Source organism: Streptomyces sp. NPDC058335 (genome assembly GCF_042723915.1).
Lineage (GTDB): Bacteria > Actinomycetota > Actinomycetes > Streptomycetales > Streptomycetaceae > Streptomyces.
This window is the reverse complement of record NZ_JBHXHX010000004.1, coordinates 310,973-327,234: the sequence shown is the minus strand read 5'-3', so window position 1 is coordinate 327,234 and position 16,262 is coordinate 310,973. Positions and strand designations below refer to the sequence as shown.

16 protein-coding genes are annotated in these 16,262 nt (G+C 72.3%); 7 read left to right on the top strand and 9 right to left on the bottom strand.

What is annotated here, in order from left to right; all coding sequences use genetic code 11:
* The first annotated feature begins 374 nt into the window (after positions 1–374).
* Complete coding sequence (locus tag ACFWJX_RS09550; protein ID WP_383239316.1) at positions 375–2,024, top strand: sigma-70 family RNA polymerase sigma factor; 1,650 nt, start codon at positions 375–377, stop codon at positions 2,022–2,024.
* 125 nt (positions 2,025–2,149) lie between these two features.
* Here ACFWJX_RS09550 and ACFWJX_RS09545 read toward each other — a convergent pair whose 3' ends face one another.
* Entirely contained in the window at positions 2,150–2,407 is a 258-nt protein-coding gene (locus tag ACFWJX_RS09545; RefSeq protein ID WP_383239314.1) for a hypothetical protein, read from the bottom strand.
* A 77-nt stretch (positions 2,408–2,484) separates the two neighbouring features.
* Complete coding sequence (locus ACFWJX_RS09540) at positions 2,485–3,507, bottom strand: RICIN domain-containing protein (RefSeq protein WP_383239312.1); 1,023 nt, start codon at positions 3,505–3,507, stop codon at positions 2,485–2,487.
* 249 nt (positions 3,508–3,756) lie between these two features.
* Between ACFWJX_RS09540 and ACFWJX_RS09535 the strand changes: the two genes are divergently transcribed.
* Entirely contained in the window at positions 3,757–4,341 is a 585-nt protein-coding gene (locus ACFWJX_RS09535) for a L,D-transpeptidase family protein (RefSeq protein ID WP_383239309.1), read from the top strand.
* 147 nt (positions 4,342–4,488) lie between these two features.
* Here ACFWJX_RS09535 and ACFWJX_RS09530 read toward each other — a convergent pair whose 3' ends face one another.
* Complete coding sequence (locus tag ACFWJX_RS09530) at positions 4,489–4,986, bottom strand: peptidylprolyl isomerase (RefSeq protein WP_383239306.1); 498 nt, start codon at positions 4,984–4,986, stop codon at positions 4,489–4,491.
* A 252-nt stretch (positions 4,987–5,238) separates the two neighbouring features.
* Between ACFWJX_RS09530 and ACFWJX_RS09525 the strand changes: the two genes are divergently transcribed.
* A complete protein-coding gene (locus ACFWJX_RS09525; RefSeq protein WP_383239303.1) occupies positions 5,239–6,693 on the top strand; it encodes a tannase/feruloyl esterase family alpha/beta hydrolase in 1,455 nt (484 codons plus the stop codon).
* Between the two features lie 59 nt (positions 6,694–6,752).
* On the opposite strand, the gene ACFWJX_RS09520 is transcribed toward ACFWJX_RS09525, so the two are convergent.
* From ACFWJX_RS09520 to ACFWJX_RS09510, 3 genes are all read right to left on the bottom strand, one after another.
* Complete coding sequence (locus ACFWJX_RS09520; RefSeq protein WP_383239300.1) at positions 6,753–7,202, bottom strand: hypothetical protein; 450 nt, start codon at positions 7,200–7,202, stop codon at positions 6,753–6,755.
* 108 nt (positions 7,203–7,310) lie between these two features.
* The gene (locus ACFWJX_RS09515; protein WP_383239296.1) at positions 7,311–7,796 is read right to left on the bottom strand and encodes an SRPBCC domain-containing protein; all 486 of its coding nucleotides are present in this window, start codon (positions 7,794–7,796) and stop codon (positions 7,311–7,313) included.
* Complete coding sequence (locus ACFWJX_RS09510) at positions 7,793–8,200, bottom strand: ArsR/SmtB family transcription factor (RefSeq protein ID WP_383239293.1); 408 nt, start codon at positions 8,198–8,200, stop codon at positions 7,793–7,795. The genes ACFWJX_RS09515 and ACFWJX_RS09510 overlap by 4 nt, the downstream gene beginning before the upstream one ends.
* Before the next feature lie 243 nt (positions 8,201–8,443).
* Here ACFWJX_RS09510 and ACFWJX_RS09505 point away from each other — a divergent pair, with 243 nt between their 5' ends.
* Positions 8,444–9,328, top strand: coding sequence for an alpha/beta fold hydrolase (locus ACFWJX_RS09505; protein ID WP_383239290.1), 885 nt, complete (start codon positions 8,444–8,446; stop codon positions 9,326–9,328).
* A gap of 105 nt (positions 9,329–9,433) precedes the next feature.
* On the top strand, positions 9,434–10,213 hold the full coding sequence (locus ACFWJX_RS09500; RefSeq protein WP_383239287.1) for an SDR family NAD(P)-dependent oxidoreductase: 780 nt from the start codon (positions 9,434–9,436) through the stop codon (positions 10,211–10,213).
* A gap of 99 nt (positions 10,214–10,312) precedes the next feature.
* Here ACFWJX_RS09500 and argG read toward each other — a convergent pair whose 3' ends face one another.
* The 3 genes from argG to ACFWJX_RS09485 form a co-directional block, all read right to left on the bottom strand.
* The gene (gene argG, locus ACFWJX_RS09495) at positions 10,313–11,767 is read right to left on the bottom strand and encodes an argininosuccinate synthase (RefSeq protein WP_383239284.1); all 1,455 of its coding nucleotides are present in this window, start codon (positions 11,765–11,767) and stop codon (positions 10,313–10,315) included.
* A 77-nt stretch (positions 11,768–11,844) separates the two neighbouring features.
* Positions 11,845–11,997 (bottom strand): hypothetical protein, encoded by a 153-nt coding sequence (locus ACFWJX_RS09490; RefSeq protein WP_383239281.1) that lies wholly within the window; start codon positions 11,995–11,997, stop codon positions 11,845–11,847.
* 62 nt (positions 11,998–12,059) lie between these two features.
* Positions 12,060–12,971, bottom strand: coding sequence for a polysaccharide pyruvyl transferase family protein (locus ACFWJX_RS09485; RefSeq protein WP_383239279.1), 912 nt, complete (start codon positions 12,969–12,971; stop codon positions 12,060–12,062).
* Between the two features lie 233 nt (positions 12,972–13,204).
* Between ACFWJX_RS09485 and ACFWJX_RS09480 the strand changes: the two genes are divergently transcribed.
* Both ACFWJX_RS09480 and ACFWJX_RS09475 read left to right on the top strand, forming a co-directional pair.
* Positions 13,205–15,685: a molybdopterin oxidoreductase family protein gene (locus ACFWJX_RS09480; RefSeq protein WP_383239276.1), complete on the top strand. Its 2,481-nt coding sequence runs from the start codon at positions 13,205–13,207 to the stop codon at positions 15,683–15,685.
* The gene (locus ACFWJX_RS09475) at positions 15,682–16,182 is read left to right on the top strand and encodes a hypothetical protein (RefSeq protein WP_383239271.1); all 501 of its coding nucleotides are present in this window, start codon (positions 15,682–15,684) and stop codon (positions 16,180–16,182) included. The genes ACFWJX_RS09480 and ACFWJX_RS09475 overlap by 4 nt, the downstream gene beginning before the upstream one ends.
* Positions 16,183–16,262 lie beyond the last annotated feature (80 nt).

Genomic DNA, 16,262 nt, shown 5'->3' with positions numbered 1-16,262 from the left:
TGATCACCGTGGTGCGGCTGCGGCTGCGGCTGCGGCTGCGGTTGCGGCTGCGACTGCGGCGCCGGACCGAGGCGCGGAGCCGTTTGACGACGAGCAGTTGACCGTGCTCATCGTGCTGGTCCTCGGCGTTCTCGTCGCACCCACCGTCTTCGGGCACGGCGTCGTGGACGTGGTGGGACAGCTCGCGACCGGCCTCACGGAGGCGGGCCGTTGAGGCACGCGGCGGGGCCGGTGTGACCGTCCCCATTGCGATGGCGGCGTGGTGCGGCGAACATCGCCTCACACGAATTTCCGAATAACTGTTATCCGAGGCCGCCTCAGAGATCTCCCCTGTCACGGACAGCAACGTTCGGCATCGACGACAGGGAAGCGCAATGAGTACTCAGCACACGGTGGAGCAGGCGGCACTGGTGACCGCGGCCCGAGGGGGCGACCCGGCGGCACAGGACGCTCTGGTCAGCGCGTACCTTCCGCTGGTCTACAACATCGTGGGCCGGGCGCTGAACGGCTCGGTGGACGTGGACGACGTGGTCCAGGAGAGCATGCTGCGCGCCCTGGACTCCCTGACCGCGCTGCGCGACTCCGAGAGCTTCCGGTCCTGGCTGGTGGCCATCACCATGAACCAGGTCCGTGCGCACTGGCAGCAACGGCAGTTCGCCCAGGGCCCCGTGGAGGAGGCCGGGGACCTCGCCGACCCGGGCGCGGACTTCGTCGATCTCACCCTGGTGCGGCTCCAGTTGTCGGGCCAGCGCCAGGAGACCGCGCGCGCCACACGCTGGCTCGAGCCCGACGACCGGAGCCTGCTGTCCCTGTGGTGGCTGGAGTGCGCCGGTGCGCTGACCCGGACCGAGGTGGCCGGGGCGCTGGAACTCTCCCCTCAGCACACCGCGGTCCGGGTACAGCGGATGAAGGCGCAGTTGGATGCCGCGCGCGTCGTCGTGCGGGCGCTCGACGCCCAGCCGCCCTGCGAGGAACTCCGAGGCGTCCTGGCGAGCTGGGACGGACGGCCCTCGGCGCTGTGGCGCAAGCGCATAGCCCGGCACGCGCGCGGCTGCCCGCGCTGCTCGGGGCTGTGGAGCGGGCTGTTGCCCGCGGAGGGTCTGCTGGCCGGCCTGGCGCTGGTGGCGGCGACGCCCGCGCTGGCGGCGAGCATCCGCTCGGTTCACGACACCTCGGCCCTGGCCGGATCGGCCTCCCCGCTCGACCTCGGCGAGAACCCCGCCGGTTCCGTCCCGGCCGCCGGTGGGCACCGCTCCGCCGGCGGGCAGGCCACCGCCCGCAGCGCGGCCCGTCGCAGGCGGCGCACACGGCGCCGGGCCGTCGGCGGGGCGATCGTGGCCGCCTGTGTGGCGGGCGGCGGCCTCTACCACTTCGGCACCCAGCCCGGTGACGAGCCCGGCGGGCGGACCGCCGCACGGACCGCCGACGAGGTGCTCCGCACGGACCTCACCACGCCCGGTGCCACACCCGAGACCTCCCCGTCGGTCTCCCCCTCCCCGTCGGCGTCCCCGTCCGCCTCGGCGTCGCCCAGTCCGAGCGCCTCCCCGAGCCCCAGCCCGGCCAAGAGCACGCCGGCCGCCGAGAAGGCCCCCGCGCCGAGGCCGGGCGCGTCACGCACACCGGTGGCGCAGGCGGCTCCGACCGATACCGGGGCGCGGGTGATCGCCCTGGTCAACAAGGAGCGGGCGGCGGCCGGTTGCGGCCCGCTCACCGACGACGCGAAGCTGCGGAGCGCCGCGCTGGACCACTCCGAGGACATGGCCGCCCGCGACTTCTTCGACCACACCAACCCGGACGGCGCCGACCCGGGACAGCGCATCACCGCCGCGGGCTACCGCTGGTCCACCTACGGGGAGAACATAGCCAAGGGCCAGCGGAGCGCCGAGTCGGTCATGACGTCCTGGATGAACAGCCCCGGACACCGTGCCAACATCCTCAACTGCGATTTCAAGAACATCGGCGTGGGCGTCCACGACGGAAGCGGTGGCCCCTGGTGGACGCAGAACTTCGGCGCCAAGCTGTGAGCAGGTCCACAGGACGCCGCGCCCGGACCCGGCCGAAGCACCGCCTGCCCGAGCCGAACACCACCGGTACGACGTCCATCGTCACCTCGTCCACCAGCCCGAGCACGAAGGCCTGACCGCCGACGTCACCCGCCGACACGCCGACGGTGCGGTCCCCGGCCGGTTCCCTGGCCTCGGCGACCGCCCGGCTCACGTCGTCGACGAAGGGAAGGGAGCCCCGGGGGTGCCGGACCTCGGGCTTCGGCCGCCTGCGGCACCTTCGCGCCGCCGCCGAGCGCGACCTCGCCTTTGGCCTGCCAGTCGAACAGCGGGCCCAGCTGGTCGTCCGCGCCGGCGACGAAGCCGTCCACGGACACGACGCCGTACATCACCACCGTGCTCATGATCGGTGTCCCGGACCTTCCGAGGGCTCGGGCTCCGCGAGTACCGGACCCGCACGCGCCCGGAACGCATCGCGGGCTCAGCCGGCCGCCTCGCTCCCGATGAGGAAGACCTGCGCCTGGTTCCCGCCGGCGGAACACCGCTCCGTCATCGCCGCCGTTCCCGGCTCGGCGGCAGCTCCGCGCATCCCCAGGCAGAGCCCGTCGTCCAGGGCCGGGCGCAGCCGCCACTGTCCTGCCCCGCCCGCGCGTTCGATGCGGAACAGCTGGGCCGACCCGCCCGCCCGGCAGTCGTCCCACGGCTCCAGCGTGTTGCGGTACGCCCCGTCGGTGAGGACGGTGAGACACCCGGTGCCGTGCTGCGGATGGCGCCACTGGATGCGGTACAGCCCGTCGTCCTGCCGCTGGAGGTACGTCCGTGGCGGCGCCGCCTGGTCGCAGGGCCGCTGGACCGCGACCGTCTTGGACCGGTCGGCGCCGGTCATCCGGACGTCCCCCTCGGTCAGACACAGGCCCGGCGCCCGCACGGGACGGATCCGGGAGTAGCCGGCGGCCGGCCCGCTGCCCGTGGCAGCGGCCGTCGACTCCACCGAGGACAGGCTGCCCGCCTCCCTGCCGGTGGGCGTGTCGTCGTCCTCCGGCAGCAGCACGATCGCGGCCACGACCAGCAGGGCGACCGTGCAGAGCGACGCAAGCGCGGCGAGCGACGCGGCCCCCACCCGCCTGCTCTCGAGCGAGGCGGGCCGACGACGGCGTACGGGAGCCTCGGCCGGTATGTCCGCTGCGGTGAGGTTCTGCCGCTCGTCCCGCGGGGTCTCGTCCTCCGCCGAGGCGAGCCGCTCACGGGCGGCGAGCCAGCGGGGCAGGTCCGCTTCGGCGTCGCAGGCCCGGACCAGCGCGGTGACCAGCTCGGCGCGGGGCAGCGCCTCCCGCCGCAGCACATCGGCCACCGTGCTGCGCGCGAGGACGTCGCCGCGCCCGGCGGCCCGCTGTTCGAGCTGCCGGTACGTCAGCCCGCTGCCGTCCTTCAACCGCCGCAGCAGCGCGACGTATTCGGACGCGGTACGTGCCTCGCCCGGGTCCGATCCCCCCGAGATCGTCATGCCGTCATTGTCGTCACAGCAGTCCCGTCCGGCAACGACGGTCCCGGCCACATCCGAGGCTGTCCGGACCGGCCGTCCGCCGGCCGTCCGACCAGCCCGGACAGGCGCGCGGCTGTCCCGGACAGGGCCGGCTCTTGCCGGACAGGATCCGCCCGCCCAGGCTCAGTTGCTGTCGCCGGGACCGAGCCCACGGGGGTGGACCGGTCGGCGGCGCCCCACCGACGTACAGCCGACAACAAGGAGTCCGGCATGCGCATCAACAGCCTGCGTGCCCGTATCACCCCGCTCGCCCTCACGGCGGCCCTGCTCGGCGGTGTCACCGCCACCTCCGCCATGACCGCCCCGCAGGCCCAGGCGGCGAGCGGCGGCTACTACCTCTACTTCAAGAAGAACTCGGCCAACCCGATCAACTCCCGGCTCCACCTGATGAAGAGCGTGCCCGACGCGGCGGACAAGGCGGTCGCCTCGTACCGCGCCGGTTCGGGCAACGGCAGCAAGAACCCGTGCGCCACTGCCAAGGGCTGGCTGCCCAACGGCAAGTACAAGGTGGAGTTCCACCGCACGAACTTCGACGGCATCATCAACGGCTACGTCATCAAGGTGTCCGACAAGCGGTGCAAGAACAACGGCGCGAGCGGCACCAAGCGCACGGAACTGTTCGTGCACAGCGAGATGAAGCCGAACGGCGGGCAGGGCCGGATCGAGTCGGAGCGCTGGGACGGCACGAGCGACTACTACTCCAACGGCTGCATCAAGCTGAAGCCGGCCGACATCAAGAACCTGTTCGGCAAGGCGGGCCGGTACGGCTGGCCGAAGACGCTCACGGTCAAGTAGGCGGACCCGCCGCCCGCACGAGCGCGCACCCGGCACGTCCCGCCCGGTCACCCGTGGCGGGACGTGCCCGCGTGCGGGTCGATCCGGAAGAAGGTGATGAGCCCGGCATGGGCCGGCCGACCGTGGGACGGCCCATGGGGCACGGGATCAGAGCTGGCCGGAGGCCGAGATCGTGATCTTCGCGGAGGTGGAGCCGCTCCGCGAGCCGAGGGCCTCGATCTTCCGCACCAGCTCCATGCTGGTGTCGTCGGCGACCTCGCCGAAGACCACGTGCTTGCCGTCCAGCCAGTCGGTCACGACCGTGGTGACGAAGAACTGCGAGCCGTTGCTGTTCGGGCCGGCGTTGGCCATGGACAGCAGGCCCGGCCGGTCGTGCTTGAGGGTGAAGTTCTCGTCGGCGAACTTCTCGCCGTAGATGCTCTTGCCGCCCGTACCGTCGCCGCGCGTGAAGTCGCCGCCCTGGAGCATGAAGGCGGGGATCACGCGGTGGAAGGAGGAACCGGCGTAGCCGAAGCCCTTCTCGCCCGTGGCCAGCGCGCGGAAGTTCTCCGCGGTCTTCGGCACGACGTCGTCGAACAGGTTGAAGTTGATGCGCCCGGCGGGCTCGTTGTTGATGGTGATGTCGAAATAGACCTTGGTCGTCATGCCCCCATCCTGCACGCTCCGGCGACGGCTGCCGAATCCAGCCCCCCGTGTCGGGACGTACGGCATCGCGGGGGCGGGCGGACGGCCCGTCCTGTTCACGTAGGTGAACGTGTAGTGCGGAAGCATTCCGCGCCGTATGGCGCCGGCCCACCCGAACGGCGTGGCCGCCATGGCGGGCGCACACATGTCCGGCCCCTTCCGGTGCCGCCTAGCCTCCAGCCGTCGGACTTCTCGCCCCCTGGAGGCCCTTTCATGGCCCTGCTCCCCGGCACCGCCCCGCCGACTCCGCCGACTCCGCCGACGAGGCGACGCACCGTCCTCGGCGCCGTCGCCCTGGCCGCCGCCGCGGCCCTGCTGCCCTCACCCGCGGACGCGGACGCCTGGTCGGTCCCCGGCTCCGCCACCGGTCGCTGCGCGGGCCTCTCCCGCCTGCTGGTACCGGGCGCGGCACACCAACAGGCTGCCTGTCTCGACGAGTTGACCACGGCGGGCACCGTCGCGTCCGGCCACACAGATCCGGCCGACTGGGCCGGACTGACCCCGAAGGGCCTGACCGTCCCCCGTGGCGTGCCCGGCATCCAGGTCGACGGCTACTTCCCCGACACCTCGACCACCAACACCAACCACGGCTGGAACCACGACGCCCAGTTCGTCGTCCGGCTGCCCGACCGCTGGAACGGCGGCCTCGTCGTGGCCGGGACCCCCGGCAACCGCGAGCAGTACGCCAACGACCGGGCCATCGCCGACTGGGTGCTCGCCCGCGGCTACGCCTACGCCGCCACCGACAAGGGCAACACCGGGCTCGCCTTCCACCGGGACGGCACCCGCCCCGGCGACGCCGTCGCCGAAGGGAACGCCCGGCTCACCCAGCTCACCCGTGCCGCCCGCACGGTGGTCGCCCAGCGCTACCACCGTGCGCCCACGCGCACCCTCGCCACCGGAATGTCCAACGGCGGCTACCTCGTGCGCTGGCAGCTCGAGAACCATCCGGAGCTGTACGACGGAGGGGTGGACTGGGAGGGCACGCTCTGGCGGGCCGAAGGCCCCAACCTGTTCACGTTCCTGCCGTCGGCCCTGCGTCACTACCCCACGTATGCCGCCGGCGGCCCCGCGGCCGAGCAGGCGCGGGCGGAACTGCACCGGGCGGGATTCCCGCCCGGCTCGGAGTTCCTGTGGCCGTTCCACCACCAGGTCTACTGGGACCTGACCCAGCGCATCTACCGCGAGGAGTTCGACCCCGCCTTCGACGGCGCCGCCGAGGCGGGCACGCCGTACTGCGCCCCGGGTTCGGTCCCGGGCTGCGACGCCGACTACGACTATCCGGCACGGCCCGCCGACGTACCCGCGGCGGTGGAACGCGTCGCGCTGACGGGCCGTATCGGCAAGCCGCTGATCACGATCCACGGCACGCTCGACGTCCTGTTGCCCATCGGCCGGGACTCCGACGTCTACGCCCGGATGGTCCGGGACGCGGGCCGCGGCGGCCTGTTCCGGTACTACCGCGTCGAGGACGGCACGCACACCGACGCCCTGGTCGACAGCTTCCCCGACCGGCTCCGTCCCCTGCTGCCCTGCCACCGCTCGGCCGTCACCGCCCTGGAGACCTGGCTCGCGTCCGGCCACCGGCCACCGGCGAGCCGGACCATCGCGCGGCCGGCGGACGCCGACGCGGCCACCCTGCTCGACGACTGCCCCCTCGACGGCTGACCGGCGCCCGGCGCGCGTGCCCCTGCGGCGCCACCGCCCGGGGCACGCGCGGCCGGTGCTCAGCCCGCGAAGACCCGGCCTTCCTTCACCACGTAGTGCGTGGGGTCGGAACAGCCCAGGGACGGAGTGAGGAGCAGGCTCACCGTGAGCGGCGCGGGTTCGGTGCTCGCCGTCGAGAACTCGCAGACGGCGCCGCTGCCCGTGAGCGGGTACCAGAACCAGCCGTCCACGTCGCCGACGGTGACGCGGTCCGTCTCCTTCCAGGCGCCGCCCGTCTGCGTGTGCACCTGAAGGCGCACGGACGCGGCGTACTGGTCATCGGCCGAGCGCAGGGCGGTCAGGGTGATCCTGTAGTCGCTGCCGAGGACCGAGGAGCCGATCTGCCGTGACTGCGGCGCGGCGGTGCCGGCTGCCGACGCCCCGGCGGCGCCGAGGACGGTCGCGGACAGGGCGACGAGACCGGCGGCCACGCCGAGGCGGGTGCGGTTGTGGTTGCGAGCCAGTTTCATGTGTTCCCCCGTGGAACGGTTTCGCATGGATGATCGGAATCATCCCTTTTGGTGGATGAGACACGGGAAACGGCTCGACGGTTGCACGTGGCGCGTTCCGGCTCCGGCTCAGTCGGCGAGGAGGCCGTCCATCTGGCCGACCGCCTCCTTGAGGCCCTCCTCCATGCCCATGGTGATCAGCTGTTCCATCTGCTCACGGGTCTCGAAGGCGGACCGGATCTCCATGCGCGTACCGCCGTCGTGCTCCGTCAGCCGCATGCTCACCGTGGTGGTGGGCATCGTGGGGCTGGGGGTGCCGTCCTGGTCGGCGAAGCCGTCGGTGAACTCCAGGGACGTGGGCGGCGCGACCGAGGTGACGCGCCACCAGCCGCGGTGCTTGTCGCCCTCGGGGCCCGTCATGTAGTAGGTGACCTCGCCACCGAGGGTCAGGTCGTGGTTCTCGACGGTCGCCGGGTAGGTCGGCGGACCCCACCAGCGCTCCAGCCGGCGGGGGTCGGCCCACAGCTGCCACACCTTCTCGACCGGGGCGGCGAAGTCGGCCGTCAGGGTGAGGGTGAGACGGTCGAAGTCCTTGTCCACACTGGTCACGGTCATTGGTCCGGTCCTTTCCTCGGATCGTGCTCTTCGGTGTGCCGGGGCTCCCGTGCGGGAGCTTCCGGCGTCGGTGATTCCGGCTCCAGCAGGGAGGACATGCGTTCCACCCTGCCCCGCCAGAGTGCTTCCAGCTCGTCGAGGGCCCGCCGCGCCCGCGCCAGGGCGTCGGGTTCGGCGCGGACGAGCTGCTCGCGTCCGCGGCGCCGCTTGGACACCAGTCCGGCCTGCTCCAGCACCGACACGTGTTTCTGTACCGCGGCGAAGCTCATCGGGTACTCCGCGGCCAGTTGCGACACCGACAGGTCGCCGCGCGCGCAACGGCGCAGGACGCCCCGGCGGGTCGGGTCCGACAGGGCGTGGAAAAGGCGGTTCAGGCCTCCGTCGGCAGCTTCATCTACAACCATTTGGTTGTAGGTTAGCCCCTCTCGCATCCCGTGCAAACCGTCTCCCCGACGCCGTGGGTCCTGCCCGTCGCGGCCCGGCGGGAGAAGTCGTCCCGGCGGCGAGCGTGACAAAGAGGGCGGAGCGGACGTTGAACCTCCCATGGAACATGCCCTCTCCACAGCGGCCCCGCCGACGCCGAGCGACCGTGCAAGCTCGTGGTTCCGTGCTCGTCACGACCGCGGCCCGACGGCACGGAGCCGCCGATGACCGGGCGCAGGAGTGAACACCGGCTGGAATTCGAGGGGTTCACGTATCTCTGCCGGGTCGCCGAGGCGCCCGACCCGGCCACCGGGCCCCTCGTCGTGATCGGCGGCATGATGCAGGACCGCGGTTCCTGGGCCCACTACGAGAAGCTGCTGCTCGGACACGCCTCGCTGGTGACCGTGGAACTCCCCGGTTTCGGCGCGGCCGACCCGCTTCCCGCCACGCACGGCTACGACTTCCTCGCCGCCGCCCTGCGCCATCTGCTCGTCGAACTCGACATCCGCGACGCGAACCTGCTCGGCACCTGCTACGGCGGCGCGATCGCCCTGCGCTGCGCCCAGCGGTACCCGCAGCACGTGTCCCGGCTGCTGCTCGGCGCGATGACGGGACGGCTGCCGCAGTCCTACCTCGGCATGATCCCGCAGTGGCGGGCGATGGTCGCGGAGGACCGGCGCGAGGAACTCGCCGACAGCCTGATGGCGACGTTCGTGAAGCCGCCCGACCGCCGGATCCCCCGTCACTCCGCCGTGTGGCGGATGCTCAGCCATCAGTTCCGCACGCAGAGCAGCCAGGATCTCGCCAAGGCGTGCGACCACAACGCCCGCATGCTGCTCCACGAGTGGTACGAGCCGATCGCCCTCAATGTCCCCGCGGTGGTCTACACGGGGGAGCAGGACCACCTCACCACGCCGGACCAGGGGCAGCGGCTGGCCCGCGAACTGCACGCCCCGTTCGCCACGTTCCGCGACGCCGACCACATGTTCACCCTGGAGCAGGACGTCGCCCACGCCGACCTCGTCCTCCGGTTCTGCACCGGTCGGCCCCTGACGGACCTTCCCTACCTCAGCCTCCTGGAGCACCCCGCGGGCGCGGCAGTCGTCTGACGTGCGCCACCGCCTCCCGGGGCCGGCCGTACCGGGAGGCGGCGGACCGCCCCCGTCCCCCCACCCCGGCCCCGGCGCCGTGAACTCGGCGTCTAGGGTGCCGTCATGACCTCGCGCGACTACCTCTCCGAACTGTTCTCGCTGGACGGCCTGACCGCCCTGGTCACGGGCGGCAGCTCCGGCATCGGCCGGGCCGTCGCCGGCGCACTCGCCCGAGCCGGGGCGAGCGTGGTCGTCGTAGCTCGCAAGGAGTCCGAACTCGTCGCCACCGTCGACGAGTTGACGGCCGAGGGCGTCCGGGCGGCCTGGGTGAGCGGCGACCTGAGCAGCCGCGGCGGGGTGCGTACGGCGGCGGAGGACGCGGCCGCGGTGTTCGGCGAGCCCGACATCCTCGTCAACAGCGCCGGCATCAACCTGCGTCCGCCGATGAGCGAGCTGGACGAGGACGTGTGGGACGCCACGATGGCGGTGAACCTGGAGGCGCCCTACCTGCTGGGCCGAAGGTTCGGGCCCGGCATGGCCGAGCGGGGTTACGGGCGGATCATCCACATCACCTCCCAGCAGGCACACCGGGCGTTCGTGAACAGCGGTGCCTACGGCGTCTCCAAGGGGGCGCTGGAGTCGCTGGCCCGCTCACAGGCCGAGGCCTGGTCGCCGTACGGCGTCACCTGCAACACGCTGGTGCCCGGCTTCGTCATGACCCCGCTGAACACACGGCTGTCCTCCGACCCGGAGAAGGTGGCGGCGCTGGCGGCGCGCACCATGGTCGGGCGCAACGGTCTGGCCGACGACTTCGCCGGAGCCGCGGTGTTCCTGGCCGGGCGCTCCTCCGGTTATGTCACCGGCCAGTCGGTCTTCGTGGACGGCGGGTTCTCCGTCCACTGAGCGGTGGACCGGGTGACCGGACCCGGTCCCGGCGACGCGAAGGCCGGCCCGGCGCGCAGGGCGCCGGGCCGGCCTTTCCATGCTGACGGGTGAGCGGGGTCAGTCCGTGCCGAACTCCATCGCGGCACGGTCCAGCAGCTCGTCGTCCTCCGAGATCTCGCCGCGCGAGGCGATGGCCTCGGCGCCGCCCTGCGGCATGTCCGGCATGGTGCCGATCAGGCCGGTGGCGGCCGCCTGCGAGGCGCCCATGGCGGGGCTGCCGGTGCCGATCAGGCCGAGTCCGACGTACTGCTCCAGCTTGGCGCGCGAGTCGGCGATGTCGAGGTTGCGCATGGTGAGCTGGCCGATCCGGTCGACCGGACCGAACGCGGAGTCCTCGGTGCGCTCCATCGACAGCTTGTCCGGGTGGTAGCTGAACGCCGGGCCCGTGGTGTCGAGGAGCGAGTAGTCCTCACCGCGCCGCAGCCGCAGGGTGACCTCACCGGTGACCGCCGAGCCGACCCAGCGCTGCAACGACTCCCGGATCATCAGCGCCTGCGGGTCCAGCCAGCGGCCCTCGTACATCAGGCGGCCCAGCCGACGGCCCTCGGCGTGGTACTGGGCGATGGTGTCCTCGTTGTGGATCGCGTTGACGAGACGCTCGTACGCCGCGTGCAGCAGGGCCATGCCGGGCGCCTCGTAGATGCCGCGGCTCTTGGCCTCGATGATCCTGTTCTCGATCTGGTCCGACATGCCGATGCCGTGCCGGCCGCCGATGGCGTTCGCCTCGATCACCAGGTCCACGGCGGAGGCGAACTCCTTGCCGTTGATCGTCACCGGGCGGCCCTGGTCGAAGCCGATCGTCACGTCCTCGGTGGGGATCTCGACCGACGGGTCCCAGAACCGCACACCCATGATCGGCTCGACGGTCTCCACGCCCGTGTCGAGGTGCTCCAGGGTCTTCGCCTCGTGGGTGGCACCCCAGATGTTGGCGTCGGTGGAGTACGCCTTCTCCGTGCTGTCGCGGTAAGGGAGGTCGTGGGCGACGAGCCACTCCGACATCTCCTTGCGGCCGCCCAGCTCGGTCACGAAGTCCGCGTCCAGCCAGGGCTTGTAGATCCGCAGGTGCGGGTTGGCGAGCAGCCCGTAACGGTAGAACCGCTCGATGTCGTTGCCCTTGAACGTCGAGCCGTCGCCCCAGATCTGCACGTCGTCCTCGAGCATCGCCCGGACCAGGAGGGTGCCGGTGACCGCGCGGCCGAGGGGCGTGGTGTTGAAGTAGGCGCGTCCGCCCGAGCGGATGTGGAACGCCCCGCAGGTGAGTGCGGCCAGGCCCTCCTCGACCAGCGCCGCGCGGCAGTCGACGAGACGCGCGATCTCGGCGCCGTACGCCTTCGCACGGCCGGGCACCGACGCGATGTCGGGCTCGTCGTACTGGCCGATGTCGGCGGTGTAGGTGCAGGGGACGGCGCCCTTGTCGCGCATCCACGCGACCGCGACGGACGTGTCGAGGCCGCCGGAGAAGGCGATGCCGACGCGCTCGCCGGTGGGAAGGGAGGTGAGGACCTTGGACATAGGAAGAGTATGCAGCATCTCGCATGATCATGCAAAGGGGTCTTCTTCGCATCGATGACGACGCCGCGTCCGGATCTTCAGTCGGCCTCGGCCCCGGTGTCGGTGTCGTCGTCCCTCTCGCCCTCCGCCTGGGACGGCGTCGGGTGGTCCGGCGTGGGCATGCCGGTCCTGTTCAGGGTGTCGGGTTCGTCGGGCTCGCCCTCGGCCTGGCTGGGGGTGTGGTCGGTCATGAGCGGCACTCCTCGGTGGTGGTGGTTCGGGGTGGGCCCCGGGTGCCCCGGCGGCTTCCCGGCTAATCGGCCCGGCCGAAAGCGAGAGCCTGGAGGAGACCGTCCGCGGCGTCCGGTCCCGTGTCCCGCCGGAATCCGGCCCCGATCTCCCGGGCGAGGTCACGGCCCGAGGTCGCACACCAGTCCCACCAGCGGTCCAGCACCGCCGCGTCGAGCCGTTCGGCGGGCACCAGCGCGGGCCAGCCCAAGGCCTGCGCCTGCGCCGTCACCTTCGCGCCGCCCTCGACCGGGTCGACGGCCAGCGCGGGAACTCCGGCGCGCAGGGCGAGCACCATCCCGTGCAGCCGGTCGGTGACGACCAGGTCGAGCCGGGACAGCACCGCCTCCAACTGGGCGGGTGTCGCGCTCAGCCGCCAGTCGTGCACGTCGAGCCGGGTCTCCAGTTCCAGGCGGGCGCAGTCCCGGCGGGACAGCCAGCGCGTCACCTCGTCCGCGACCCGCTCGTGCCGCCGGCGCGCCCCGTACTCGTGCTGGCCGTGGGTGAGGATCACCCCGACGACGGGCCGCGCGGGCAGAGCGGGCGCGCGGGCCGCCAGATCCGCCGTGGGCCCGACGTCCGGCGCGTCCCGTGCCAGCACCCGGTGGAAGCCGGTGACGGCCGGACCTGCGGCGTCGACGACGGAGGTGCCCACGGCGATCCGCACACAGTGCGCGAACCGCCCGTGCAGCTCCTCGATCTGCGGCCCGTGCAGCGGACCGCAGACGAACACCAGATGGGAGTAGTCCTCGGGACGCACCTGTGTCAGATGCGGTCCGGCCGGCCGGAAGCCGGGGCTCCAGGCGACGTCGTGGTCCAGCCCCGCGCGCCGCAGCACGTCCTGCACCCGGTGCAGCGCCAGTACGTCCCCGGCGGTCGCCTCCCCGTCCAGGAAGCCGAACCACCCCGTCAGCAGGATCCGCGGTCGCTCTGCCACGGCGCACCGGGTGCCCTGCCCACCGGGCCGGCAATCACCGTCGCCGGGGTGGAGCCGGTCCCCGCTCCGTTACAGGCCGGCGCCGGAGGGTACCGGTGACGGGCGGCGACACCTCACGCGGCGCCGCACGGATCGCCGGGACCGGCGGGTCCCGTACCGGTCGGGGTCGTGGTGGCCACCGGGGTGACCGGCCCCGCACCGGTCGGAGTCGCAGGGATCGCCGGGAGGCAGGCATGGACGCTTCGGTGGACCGGATCGCACGGCCTTGGGGCAGCCGTACCCCCCATGGGCGGCACGAGCCCTGGCCCGTGCGCGTGGACACCTATCTGGAGGCGGGGGTCGATCCGGGGCGGGTGCAGCGGTGGGTGCAGACCGCGTCGATCCTGCACTCCGACGGCGACGCCATGGACGTCGCCGTGCTGGACGGGCGCATGGTCGGGGTGCGCGGCCGGGCCGACGACCGGGTCAACCACGGCCGGCTCGGCCCGAAGGACCTCTTCGGCTGGCAGGCCAACGCCTCACCGGACCGGCTGACCACACCGCTGATCCGGCGCGACGGACGTCTCGTCGAGTGCGACTGGGACACCGCGCTGGAGCGGATCGTCACCCGCTCACAGGACCTGCTGGCCGAACGCGGCCCCGGATCGATCGGCTTCTACACGACCGGGCAGCTCTTCCTGGAGGAGTACTACACCCTCGCGGTGCTGGCGCGGGCCGGGATCGGCACCAACCACCTCGACGGCAACACCCGCCTGTGCACGGCGACCGCCGCCGAGGCGCTGAAGGAGACCTTCGGCTGCGACGGACAGCCGGGCAGCTACGACGACATCGACCACGCCGACGTCATCGCGCTGTTCGGGCACAACATCGCCGAGACCCAGCCCGTGCAGTGGATGCGGATCCTCGACCGGCTGGAGGGGGCCGACCCGCCCCGCCTGGTCTGCGTCGACCCGCGCCCCACGCAGGTGGCCCGCATGGCGGCCGTACACCTGGCTCCGCGCGTCGGCACGAACGTGGCCCTGCTCGACGCGCTCCTGCACGAGATCATCCGCACGGACCGCGTCGACCACGACTACCTGGCCGCGCACACCGTCGGATTCGACGAACTGGCCTCCCGGGTGAAGGACTGCACCCCCGAGTGGGCGGCCCGGATCTGCGACGTGCCGGCCGCGCGGATCGGTGAGGCCGCCGAGATCATCGGTACGGCCGACCGGCTGCTGTCCACGGTGCTGCAAGGCGTCTACCAGTCCCACCAGGCCACCGCCGCCGCCGTCCAGATCAACAACCTGCACCTCGTCCGGGGCATGCTCGGCCGGCCCGGCGCAGGCGTCCTCCAGATGAACGGGCAGCCCACCGCCCAGAACACCCGCGAGTGCGGCGCCAACGGAGACCTGCCCGGATTCCGCAACTGGCAGAACGACAGCCACGTCGCCGACCTCGCGCGGGTGTGGAACGTCGAACCGAGGACCATCCCGCACTACGCCCCGCCCACCCACGCGATGCAGATGTTCCGCTACGCCGAGCAGGGCTCGATCCGGATGCTGTGGATCAGCGGCACCAACCCGGCGGTGTCGCTGCCCGAGCTGGCCCGCATCCGCTCGATCCTGGAGCAGGACCGCCTCCTCGTGGTCGTACAGGATCTGTTCCTCACCGAGACCGCGCAGCTGGCCGACGTCGTCCTGCCCGCGGCGACCTGGGGCGAGAAGACCGGCACCTTCACCAACGCCGACCGCACGGTCCACCTGTCCGACAAGGCCGTCGAACCGCCCGGCGAGGCCAGGCCCGACCTGGACATCTTCCTCGCCTACGCCGCCCGCATGGACTTCCGCGACAAGGACGGCGGGCCGCTGATCACCTGGCACGACCCGGAGTCCGCGTTCGAGGCGTGGAAACGGTGCAGCGCCGGCCGGCCCTGCGACTACACCGGCATCACCTACGACAGGCTGCGCGGCGCGAGCGGTATCCAGTGGCCCTGCAACGAGCAGGCCCCGGACGGCACGGAACGCCTCTACACCGACGGGATCGACTGGGCCCACCCCGACGTCTGCGAGAGCTACGGCAAGGATCTGGTGACCGGCGCGGCCGACGACGTGGTCGAGTACCGCTCCCTCAACCCCGACGGGAAGGCCATGATCAAGGCGGCCGGCTACCTCCCGCCCCACGAGATCCCGGCGGAGGAGTACCCGTTCCAGCTGGCCACGGGACGCACGCTCTACCACTTCCACACCCGGACGAAGACGGCACGCGCCCCGCAGCTCGACGCGGCCGCTCCCGACGTGTGGGTGGAGGCCTCCGTGTCCGACGCCGCCCTGCTCGGGCTCGGCGAGGGCGACCTGGTCGAGGTCAGCACACCGCGCGGCGCACTGCGAGGCCGGCTGCGGGTGACCGACATCCGGCCCGGCCTGCTGTTCGTCCCCTTCCACTACGGCTACTGGGACACCAAGGCCGGATACGGCCCGGACGGCGACACACCCGCACGTGCCGCGAACGAGACGACCGTCACCGACTGGGACCCGGTGTCCAAACAGCCGCTGTTCAAGACGGCCGCCGCCGGGCTCCGGCTCGTCGAACGCGGGGACGGCGAGCACGCCCCGGCGCCGACCACCACCGCGTCCGCTCCCGCGCGCGCCGGCACCGTACCGGCCACCACGGGCGGAACCTCCGCCCTCGCCACCGAAGCGGGCGGCGACGGCCGTAAGGAGGACGCCGAATGAGTCGAACGAACGGCATCAGCCTCACCCTCCGCGCCCTGCACCACGGCGAGAAACACCTTGCCGGGCAGCTGACGAGGGTCGCCGAACGGCACCGCACCGACCATGAGATCCACCACGTCGCCACCGACCTCGCCGGCTGGTCCCGCGAACACGTCCGGCGCCTGGCCGACGCCGGTCACGCCCACGGCCTCGACCTCGGCGAAGCCTCCGGGACGCCGGCGCAGGGCGTCCTGTCGACGCTGCGGGAGAAGGCCGCCGAAGCCGCGGGCCACCGCCCCGAACCCGGCCTGCTGCTCCTGCGCGACCTGCGGGAACTGCACCTCGATGCCGCCGAGAACTCCCTCTACTGGGAAATGCTCGCGCAGGCCGCGCAGGCCACCAAGGACGACGACCTCCTCGCCGTGGCCTCCGAGTGCCACCCGCGGACTCTTCGGCAGATGCGCTGGACCAACACCATGATCAAGATCCTTTCGCCCCAGGTCCTGACCAGCCTTTGACGAGGGGACGCGGAGATGACCCGGCGGTCGCGGGTACCCGCCCTGCCGTGCGGCCGGACACGAAGCGTCCGGCCCGGACG